General features: G+C 70.6%; 10 protein-coding genes. 6 read left to right on the top strand and 4 right to left on the bottom strand.

What is annotated here, in order from left to right:
- Nucleotides 1-126 precede the first annotated feature (126 nt).
- Complete coding sequence (locus QH270_RS28710) at nucleotides 127-2,160, bottom strand: CocE/NonD family hydrolase (protein ID WP_280347226.1); 2,034 nt, start codon at nucleotides 2,158-2,160, stop codon at nucleotides 127-129.
- 150 nt (nucleotides 2,161-2,310) lie between these two features.
- On the opposite strand from QH270_RS28710, the gene QH270_RS28705 reads away from it, so the two are divergent.
- Nucleotides 2,311-2,964 carry a TetR/AcrR family transcriptional regulator gene (locus QH270_RS28705; protein WP_280347225.1) on the top strand — a complete coding sequence of 218 codons (654 nt, stop codon included), beginning with the start codon at nucleotides 2,311-2,313 and terminating at the stop codon, nucleotides 2,962-2,964.
- A gap of 43 nt (nucleotides 2,965-3,007) precedes the next feature.
- On the opposite strand, the gene QH270_RS28700 is transcribed toward QH270_RS28705, so the two are convergent.
- Nucleotides 3,008-3,580, bottom strand: a complete 573-nt coding sequence (locus QH270_RS28700; protein ID WP_280347223.1) for a hypothetical protein — start codon at nucleotides 3,578-3,580, stop codon at nucleotides 3,008-3,010.
- A gap of 146 nt (nucleotides 3,581-3,726) precedes the next feature.
- Between QH270_RS28700 and QH270_RS28695 the strand changes: the two genes are divergently transcribed.
- On the top strand, nucleotides 3,727-4,719 hold the full coding sequence (locus QH270_RS28695) for a GlxA family transcriptional regulator (protein ID WP_280347221.1): 993 nt from the start codon (nucleotides 3,727-3,729) through the stop codon (nucleotides 4,717-4,719).
- Here the strand turns inward: QH270_RS28695 and QH270_RS28690 are convergent.
- Together QH270_RS28690 and QH270_RS28685 are read right to left on the bottom strand one after the other, a co-directional pair.
- Nucleotides 4,703-5,620, bottom strand: coding sequence for an alpha/beta fold hydrolase (locus QH270_RS28690; protein ID WP_280347219.1), 918 nt, complete (start codon nucleotides 5,618-5,620; stop codon nucleotides 4,703-4,705). The genes QH270_RS28695 and QH270_RS28690 overlap by 17 nt on opposite strands.
- A gap of 39 nt (nucleotides 5,621-5,659) precedes the next feature.
- Nucleotides 5,660-6,436 carry an ankyrin repeat domain-containing protein gene (locus QH270_RS28685; RefSeq protein ID WP_280347218.1) on the bottom strand — a complete coding sequence of 259 codons (777 nt, stop codon included), beginning with the start codon at nucleotides 6,434-6,436 and terminating at the stop codon, nucleotides 5,660-5,662.
- A gap of 246 nt (nucleotides 6,437-6,682) precedes the next feature.
- Here QH270_RS28685 and QH270_RS28680 point away from each other — a divergent pair, with 246 nt between their 5' ends.
- From QH270_RS28680 to QH270_RS28665, 4 genes are read left to right on the top strand one after another with little or no spacing between them, the layout of a single operon-like run.
- On the top strand, nucleotides 6,683-7,558 hold the full coding sequence (locus QH270_RS28680) for a hypothetical protein (protein WP_280347216.1): 876 nt from the start codon (nucleotides 6,683-6,685) through the stop codon (nucleotides 7,556-7,558).
- 38 nt (nucleotides 7,559-7,596) lie between these two features.
- Nucleotides 7,597-7,815, top strand: a complete 219-nt coding sequence (locus tag QH270_RS28675) for a three-helix bundle dimerization domain-containing protein (RefSeq protein ID WP_280347214.1) — start codon at nucleotides 7,597-7,599, stop codon at nucleotides 7,813-7,815.
- A gap of 56 nt (nucleotides 7,816-7,871) precedes the next feature.
- Complete coding sequence (locus QH270_RS28670; RefSeq protein WP_280347212.1) at nucleotides 7,872-8,957, top strand: S-(hydroxymethyl)mycothiol dehydrogenase; 1,086 nt, start codon at nucleotides 7,872-7,874, stop codon at nucleotides 8,955-8,957.
- Nucleotides 8,954-9,580: an MBL fold metallo-hydrolase gene (locus QH270_RS28665; protein WP_280347210.1), complete on the top strand. Its 627-nt coding sequence runs from the start codon at nucleotides 8,954-8,956 to the stop codon at nucleotides 9,578-9,580. The genes QH270_RS28670 and QH270_RS28665 overlap by 4 nt, the downstream gene beginning before the upstream one ends.
- The last annotated feature ends 19 nt before the right edge of the window (nucleotides 9,581-9,599 follow it).

Below are 9,599 nucleotides of genomic sequence, written 5' to 3'. Positions count from 1 at the left end.
GGCACAAATTGGGGGGCGGGCCCCCGGGCACCCCCCCCGGGGGCGGGCGGGGGAACGCCGGGGCCAAGGCCTACACCGCGTTCGTCGACGACCTGACGCGGTTGTTCGAGGCGGGGTGAATCCGGCTCACCAGCCGGGGTCGGTGTCCATCGGAATGTTGATCCAGCTCGGCCGCGCCGGATCGAGCTCGAGGTGCTGGGTGCGCAGTCCGCTCTCGTTCAGCAACGGCCGCAACGGGATTCCGCTGGGGAAGTTGCTCGCGAACACGTCGACGCGCAGCCGGTGGCCGGGCAGCAGCACGCCGTCGGTGGCGCGGATGCCGATGTCGATCGTGGTCGGTTCGCCCGGCACCACCGGCTGGCGGGTGTCGAGGGTGAGGAACGGATACGGGTCGGTGTAGTCACCGTTGGGCGAGCGGGTGGACTTGCCGTCGTCCACCGCGCGCAGCGAGGCCATCAGCTGGCCCTGCGTCCACACGGTCGAGCGGCCGTCGGGGGCGACATCGTTCACCGTGACGGTCCAGTACCCGTCGGTCGCGTCGAGCACGGTGTTCAGGTGCGCGGCGATCGCACCGGAGATCCGGGTGGGCTGGGTGACCGGGGCGGAGGTGAAGGTCAGCGCGGCGCCCTCACTGATCCTGGCGTCCTCGACGCACACATCCGGCAGCGGGACCAGGCCCGCCGTGCCCTGCGCGGCATCGCGCGAGCAGATCGTGGTGAGGCTGGGATCGACCGAGACCCGCTGCGCCGCACCGGGCGACGCGACCAGGCTGCCGTCGTACCGCGCGCCCGGGGCGGTTCCCGACGACGCGGCGTCCAGGTAGAGCCGCCGGTGCTGCATCCCCGGCCGCGGGAAGGCCACGTCGGTGGTCCACTGCTCGCTGCCCTGTTGCCACAGGGTGACCGGCTCGTACCGGTCGACGCCGTTGTCGATGCCCTTGAGCCACTTGTCGAACCAGGCGCGCTGCAACGATTCCAGCGGGGCGGGCGCACCGGCCTGGCCGAGGCCCGAGCTCACCGTCACGTGGTAGACGTCGCCCATGATGAGCTTCTTCTGCTCAGCGGGCACGTCGACGGCGTTGTAGATGCGCGGGGTCGAGTAGGTGAAGATGTCGTGCCAGCCGCCGTAGAGGAACGTCGGTACCCGCACCTGATCCGGTTCGCCGACCCAGGCGGTGCGCAGCGGGCTCTCGTCGTCGAGGATCGAGGCCATCTCCGGCGGAATCTGTTCCACCGTCGGCGTGGTCAGTGCCGCGATGAGGACATTGAAGAAGGTGAACGGGTCACGCACGCGGTCGGCCAGCCACTGCCAGTCGAACTTGCCGGTCAGGATCGAGACCAGGTCGGGCAGCAGTTTCGCGCCGTCGACGGCGAGCAGCCAGGCCGGGATGAAGCCGATGCCGAGCGCGCCGCCGGGCGCCGCGACATCGCGGATGAGGTCGCTGCCCGGCACGATCGGGAAGATCGCCTTCAGCGCCTCGGGCTGACGCTGCGCGGTGTGCAGCTGGTTGATCCCCGAGTAGGAGATGCCGCTCATGCCGATCTTGCCGTTGGACCAGCCCTGCTTCGCGGCCCAGTCGACCACCTCGACGCCGTCGAGCTGTTCGCGTTCGCCGAACACCTGCCAGGTGCCCTGGGAGAATCCGGTGCCGCGCACGTCGACGACGACCTGGGTGTAGCCGCCGCGGATCAGGTTGCGGTCGACGCCGAAGGTGCGGGCGGCGCCGCCGGGCAGCGCCTTCATCATGTCGCTGAGGGTGCTGAAGCCGAAGGGCGAGAAGTCCAGGTTCTGCAGCACCGGCATCAGCAGTTCCGACAGCCCGGGCACCGCGAGCGTCGAGTCCGCGATATTGGACACCAGCTTGGTGTAGGGCGTCATATTGACGATGGTCGGCGTCGGCTCGGCGATCGGCTGACCGTCGGCGCCCGCCGGGTGATAGACGTTGGCTTTCAATACCGTTCCGTCACTCATGGTGATCGGCACGTCCCATTCGATGAACACGTTCGGGTACTGCTGCGGCCCGTTGTGGGTGGCGACGAACTGCGCGTCCAGGCCACCGTCGGCAGGCAATGCCTGGCCGACCGGGGCCGAGGCGACCGCCCCCACCATCACCACGACAGACGCGATCAGGGCGGCGAAACGCCCTCGATGTTTGATCATGCTTCGGTCTCAGCCCTCCACCATCGGGAACCACGACGTTCCCGTACCGGGAAGTAACGTAGCCTGCGTCACGTTCGATCGCAAGAACATGTTCCCGGCGATCCCCACGCGCGCACCGGCTCCGAGAGCGCACCTGACAGAATCGGTGTCGTGAGCGCGCCCGAACTCGACCCCGACGGCCGCAGGTACCGCGGCGCCGCGCCAGGGCAGCGACAGCGGGAGCGCCGGGCCCGGCTGATCGAGGCCGCGACCGAGGCCTTCGGCACCGACGGCTACCGCAACACCACCGTCATCACGCTGTGCACCGCGGCCGGGGTCGGCAAGCGGTACTTCTACGAATCCTTCACCGACAGCGAGGATCTGCTGCTCGAGGTGTATCGCGAGGTGACCGCGCGCATGCTCGAGGCGATCCATCTCGGCATCGGCGACACCGACGCCGACATCGATACCAGGGTGCGCGGCGCGCTGAGGGCGTACTTCCAGCTCATCCGCGACGACCCCCGGGTGCCGCGGATCGCCTTCTTCGAGATCCTCGGCGTGAGCCCGACGGTCGATCGCGCCTATCACGACGTCCTCGACGCACTGGTCGACATCTGCCTGGCCCTGCTGACGCCGCACGTGGACCTGGACAACCACCCCGAGGTGAGCGTGCGGATGGTCGTCCTCGGGCTGGTCGGCGCCATCCTGATCATCGCCCAGAAGTGGGTCCTCGACGACTACCGCCAGCCATTGGAGGACGTCGTCGACAGCGGTTTCCTGGTCGTCGGCGCCGTCCTCGGCCGGATCGCCGGCGACGCCGAATAGTGCCGCGTCAGAACGTCGTTCGCGCGCCGTGGTTACGGTCCGGTCAGGGCACCAGCAGCACCGCCACGCCGACGAGCACATCGATCAGGCCGCAGAACTCGGCGAAGCTGCGGGCGACCGTGCGATGTGCGTGCCGGTGCTCGTAGTCCCACAGGCCGTGGGCGAACCAGCCCGCCGCGACGAGGACCCGCGCCAGGCCGAGGTCGACGTGCTGGGCCAGCACCGCGATCGTGGTGAAGAGGACGAAGCCCGCGACTTGCAGCAGGAAGACCCGGTCGACCCGGCCGGTCCGCGCCGCCGGCGCCACGGCGAGCACGGCCACCACCGTCAAGCCCGCCGTCGTCGGCACGACGTCCTGGGCGGCGAGCGCGCCGAACAGGACGGTGAGCGCGCCGAAGACGAGCCAGGTGCGATCGGCCCGGCCCAGCGCCGCGGTGACCAGATAGATCAGCGGCAGGACGACGAGCACCTCGGCCAGCATCCGGACCGTGGTCTCCGCCCCGGTCGGCCAGATCAGCACCACCAGGCCCAGGGCGAGCAGACTCGGCCAGCGGTGCAGTGCCGCGTCCGGAAAAGACCCGCGCCGCAGGGGTATACGTTCGGTTCGGGCAGTCATGTCACGCCTCCGTGGATCGATGTCCGCTCAGCGTCGCGCCCGATCGACGGGGAGGTCGACAGCCCCGGCCCATCGCGTCTGTTTTCTTGGGATTCCTGGCAGAACAGACCTGCGCCGACGACGCCGCGCGCATTTACACTGACCACATGGGTGCCAGGACCGTTGTCGTCATCGGCTACGACGGCGCCGAACTGCTCGACCTGTCGTGCGTCACCACCACCCTGGCCCTCGCCAATCGGATCGGCGCCGACCCGGCGTACCGGATCGAGCTGGCGACCAGGGGTGGCCGCACGATCACCTGCGATTCCGGACTGCGGCTACACGGCGAGGCGCGGCTGGAGCAGATCACCGGGCCCCTCGACTCCCTGGTCGTTTCCGGCGGTCTCGGTCATCAGGACGCGGCGCGCGACACAGCCCTCGTCGCCCATGTCCGGCGGCTCGCCGCGGTGAGTCGCCGCGTCGCCTCGGTCTGCACCGGCGCGAGCGTGCTGGCGGCGGCCGGGCTGCTCGACGGCAAGCGGGCGACCACGCACTGGATCACGGCCGACGAACTGGCCGCCGAATACCCCGATGTCACCGTCGATTCCGACCCGATCTACATCCGCGACGGCCGGGTGGCGACGGCCGCGGGCATGACCAGCGCGATCGACCTCATGCTCGATTTCGTCGAGGAGGACCACGGCGCGGAGCTCGCCAGGCAGGTCGCGCGCGGTCTGGTGACCTATCTGCAGCGGCCGGGTTCGCAGGCGCAGATGAGCATGTTCATCGCGCAGCCGCAGGCCGAGCACGCGCTCGTGCGCCGCGTCACCGCCCACATCGCCGCGCATCTGGCCGACGATCTGTCCACCGCGGCGCTCGCCGCGCGCGAAGGGGTGAGCGCTCGCCACCTGACCCGCCTGTTCGGCCGATATCTCGGCGTCACGCCCGGCAGGCACATCCGCCGCGCGCGGGTCGAGGCCGCGGCGCAGTTGCTCGTGCACACGACGACGCCGGTCGCGGTGATCGCGACGCGCTGTGGTTTCGGCACAGCCGAGTCGCTCCGGCAGGCGTTCGTGCGGCAGTTCGGGGTCGCGCCCGCCCACTACCGGGCCACGCTCGCGCGGCACGGCGACACCGGAACGATCAGCTCGTCGCGGTGAATTCGGCGAAGCGCCGGGCGATGCGGTCCGGGTACTCGCCGTTGATCGCGTGCGAGGCGTCCGGCCACACCTCCACCTGCGCGCCGGGGATCAGCCGCGCGGTCTCGGCGGCCTTCGCCGCGTCGTGCACGATGCTGCGACCGGCGAACAGGGCGAGGACCGGGACGGTGAGGCCGCGCAACTGCTCTTCGGTCGGGCGCGGCAGCAACGGCTGCGCGCCCCGATAGTCCTTCATGCCCGACGCGATGAGCCGACCCTCCGGCACCGTGTCGTCGACGGGGACACCCCCGGAGATCCAGCTCAGCAACCGGTGGCGCACGCTGTCCGGCATCATCGGCACGGTGCTGCCCAGCGACACCGCGATCATCTTCCAGCTCAGTGGGGCGAAGGTGTTGGCCGGATCGAGCAGGGTGATCGAGGCGACGACTTCGGGCCGATGCAGCGCCGTCTGCACCGCCAGGTTCCCCCCGATGCTCACCCCGAGCAGGTGGGCGCGCGCAAGACCAAGTCCGGCAAGGGTTTCCGCGATCCAGGTCGCCTGATCACGGCCGTTCTCCAGTTCCCGGTGCTGGGCACTCGCGCCCGGTTCGCCGATGCTGTCGACCGCCCACACGGTGCGTTGAGCCAGCAGGCCGGGCAGGTTCGCCGCCCACATCGGGGTGGAGGCCTGCCGTCCGGCCAGGAGCACCAGCGGGGTGTCGCCGCCGGGGCCGAAGCGATACGCGCGCACCGGACCGAAGGTCGTCGAGACGGCGGCGATCGCATCGGGCCTCGGCAACACCGCCATCGCGGCGGTGTAGGCGGCGGCGAACCGGTCGAAGGCCCATTGATCGGGAAAGTAGCCGATCTTGATCGCCGGTCGACCGATCACGGGGTCCAGGAACAGCGCTTCCTCGGCCATATATGGAGGATAGTCCGCGCGGGTGAACGCCGGTGAGCCTCAGCGTCCGCGCAGCAACGCCACGATCGCGTCCTGGCCGAGACGTTCGGCGTTCTCCAGCGCGGTGCGCCCGTCCGCGTCGCGGATCCGCGGGTCGGCGCCCGCGTCGAGCAGCGCGGTGACGGTCTCCTGGTAGCGCTGGGAGCCGTCGCCGTAGACGATCGCCTCCTGCAGGGCCGTCCACCGCGGCGTGTTGACGTGGTCGACATCGACCCCGGCGGCGATCAGCATGCGCACGGTGCTCACATGCCCGTGCTCGCTGGCGGGGATGAGCGCGGTGCCGCCGTAGCGGTTGACGCTGCGCAGGTCGGCGCCGTGGCTGAGGGTGGCGGCGAGGATGTCGTCGATCCCCTCGGCTCCCGCGTACAGGTAGGCCGAGTCTTGCAGGTCGTCCTTGGCGTTCACGTCGGCGCCCGCGTCGATCAGCGCGAGCGCGGCCGCGCTCGCGCGGTTCTTGGTGGCCTCGACCAGCGGGGTGCGGCCGTCGTCGTCGCGCGCCTCCAGGTCGGCGCCGCGGGCGATCAGGTCGCGCACGCGGTCGGCGTCGTCGGCCTCGGCGGCGTCGAGCAGGTCGTCGTCGAGGCTGTGGTCGAGCTGACGGGTGGGCTGCGGCGCCTGCGTCGTCGTGCCTGCCGGCGCGGGCGCCACGGCCGAGGTCGAGGTCGCCGCGGCGGGCGTCGCCGGGTCGGCGGCGCAGGCGCCGATGCCCACCGCGAGCACAGCGAGGGCGAGCACACTCGCGCGGGCGCCACGGACTGTCGATCGAGCGGGATGCATGGTTTCTCCTCTGGTCAGCTCGCCTCCACCGTGCCCACCAGGGCCGATCGCGTCCAGGACGCAACACCGATCACTCCGATCGACACCGTCTATGACCGGCCGTGGTGACCGTCGCGTGAACAGCGGACGAACCATCGAGGTGGCCGTATTGCCCTGCGCGCCAGCGCATATCCAGACTGGGTGCGGTACGCCCGCCCGGTGCCCACCGCCCCCGGGCGGCCCCGCGCACGAGACGAAGGACACGCGATGCCGTTTCTGCTGATCTCCGGAGTGTTCGTCGCCGAGGGCGCCCAGCCCGACGGCGACTCGGTGCGCTTCCGGCCCGACGACCCGACCGTATGGGACCGCGTGCCGGGCCCACACCGCGTCAAGCGCAATGCCTCCGGTGCCGCGCAGCTGCGCCTGGACGGCGTCGACTCGCTCGAGACGCACTACACCCCCCGGCACGGCACCCGCACCCACCAGCCGCTCGCCTTGGCGCACGCGGCCGCCGCGGAGCTGCTCGCCTGGCTGGGGTTCACCGGTGTGGTGCGCAACGAGGCGGAGACGGTGACCGCCACCGACCAGGACACCGTTCCCGGCTTCATCCTCACCCGCGGCGCCGATCTGCACGGCCGCTGTGTCGCGTTCGCCGGTCGAGGGGCCGCGCCGCAGGCCTCCGGCAGCGAGATGTTCGTCGACGTCGCCCTGCTGCGGCTCACCCTCAACCACCACCAGCTGGCGACCGGACTGGCCTATCCGACGTTCTATCGCAGCCTGTTCCCCACCTTGCGCGCGGAATTCGCGGCGGTCGCGACCGCCGCCGCCACCGCGCCCACCCCACTCGGTGTGTGGGCGGCCGACGTGACGACCACCGGCGCGGCGGTGACCTCCCCGACCTCGCTCACCGACGACCTGGTGCTGCTGCCCAAGCTCTTCCGCCGCCTCGCCGACTATCTCGAACTCGGCGACGGAGACCTGTCCCTGGCCGGGTTCCCCGCCTTCCTCGCCCAGGCCGCCGACCGCTTCTTCATCCTGTCCACCGGCCATTCCACCACCGGCCTGGACGCCATCACCGTCGTCGAGGGCGACACCGTGCGCCTGACCCATCCGCCGGCCGATCTGGTCTTCGACGAGAAGTGACGTGTTGACCCGGCGGGGTCCGGGGGTAACCCTGAGATATGACTACTCACGAGGACCAGCAACTCGACGAGGTCATCGAACGGCTGACCATCCGTTATCCCACGATCGCCCCCGCCGAGATCGCCGACATCGTCCAGCACGCCTACGACCATTTCGCGCAGGTGCACGTCCGGGACTTCGTGCCGCTGCTCGTGGAACATCATGTGCGCGAAGAACTCGGCACACCGACCGGCGAGATACCACCCATCCCCGACTGAGCGAGCGGGCGCGGCGCTAGCGTGGGAGGAGATCACGCCGACCCTAGGAGTACCGCATGCCCGAGACCGTACGCGCCGTCATCGCCCGAGCGCAGGACGCGCCGGTCGAGACCGTCGACATCGTCATCCCCGATCCGGGACCGCACGATGTGGTCGTCCGCGTCCAGGCCTGCGGCGTCTGCCACACCGACCTGCACTACCGCGAGGGCGGGATCAACGACCAGTTCCCGTTCCTGCTCGGCCACGAGGCCGCCGGCGTGGTGGAGACCGTCGGCGCCGCGGTCACCCATGTCGCCGAGGGCGATGTGGTGGTGCTGAACTGGCGCGCGGTGTGCGGGGAGTGCCGGGCCTGTCGCCGCGGCCGCCCGTGGTACTGCTTCGACACCCACAACGCGAGCGTCCCGATGACACTCACCGACGGCACCCCGCTCACCCCGGCGCTGGGCATCGGCGCCTTCGCCGACAAGACGCTCGTGCACGAGAAGCAGTGCACCAAGGTCGATCCCGAGACCGATCCGGCGGTGGCGGGCCTGCTCGGCTGCGGCGTGATGGCGGGCATCGGCGCCGCGATGAACACCGGCGCCGTCTCGCGCGGTGACAGCGTCGCGGTGATCGGCTGCGGCGGTGTCGGCGACGCGGCCGTGGCAGGCGCCCGGCTCGCCGGGGCGGGCACCATCATCGCGATCGATCGCGATCCACGGAAGCTGGAGTGGGCCAGGGAGTTCGGCGCCACCCACACGATCGACGCGAGCGCCGAGGACGTCGTGGAGCGGATCAAGGAACTCACCGACGGCTGGGGCGCCGACGTGGTGATCGACGCGGTCGGCAGGCCGGAGACCTGGAAGCAGGCGTTCTACGGCCGCGACCTGGCGGGCACCGTCGTGCTCGTCGGCGTCCCGACCCCGGACATGACCCTGGACATGCCGCTGATCGACCTGTTCTCCCACGGCGGCGCGCTGAAGTCGTCCTGGTACGGCGACTGCCTGCCCGAACGCGACTTCCCGATGCTCGTCGACCTCTACCGGCAGGGCAGGCTGCCGCTGGACCGTTTCGTCACCGAGCGGATCGGCCTCGACGATGTCGAGGCGGCGTTCGCGGCCATGGGCGCGGGCAAGGTGCTGCGCTCGGTGGTGGTCCGGTGAGCGCCCGCATCGAGAAGGTCGTCACCTCGGGCGTTTTCGCGCTCGACGGCGGTACCTGGGAAGTCGACAACAATGTGTGGCTGATCGGGGACGACGACGAGGTCGTGGTCGTCGACGCGGCGCACGACGCCGAGGCCATCGCGGCCGCGGTCGGTTCCCGGCACGTCACCGCGATCCTGTGCACGCACGGTCACAACGATCACGTCACCGTCGCCCCGGAACTGGCCGCGCGCCTCGACGCGCCGGTCCTGCTCCATCCGGGCGACGAACCGCTGTGGCGGATGACCCACCCCGACGCCGGGTACCGCTCGCTGGCCGACACGAACCGGATCACGGTGGCGGGCACCGATATCGACATCCTGCACACCCCCGGCCACTCCCCCGGTTCGGTCTCCCTGCACCTACCGGAGCTGGCGGCCCTGTTCACCGGCGACACCCTGTTCGCCGGTGGACCCGGCGCCACGGGCCGCTCGTTCTCCGACTTCGACACCATCATCGATTCCATCCGCGACCGCCTGCTCACCCTGCCGGAGCAGACCACGGTCCACACCGGCCACGGCGACACGACCACCATCGGCGCCGAGAAGCCGGCCCTGGCGGAATGGATCGCGCGCGGTCACTGAGCAAGACCACGCGGGTGGC

Source organism: Nocardia neocaledoniensis, assembly GCF_029868625.1.
Lineage (GTDB): Bacteria > Actinomycetota > Actinomycetes > Mycobacteriales > Mycobacteriaceae > Nocardia > Nocardia neocaledoniensis_A.
Note: the sequence above shows the minus strand (reverse complement) of the source record. Positions and strands in the feature narration are given on the sequence as shown.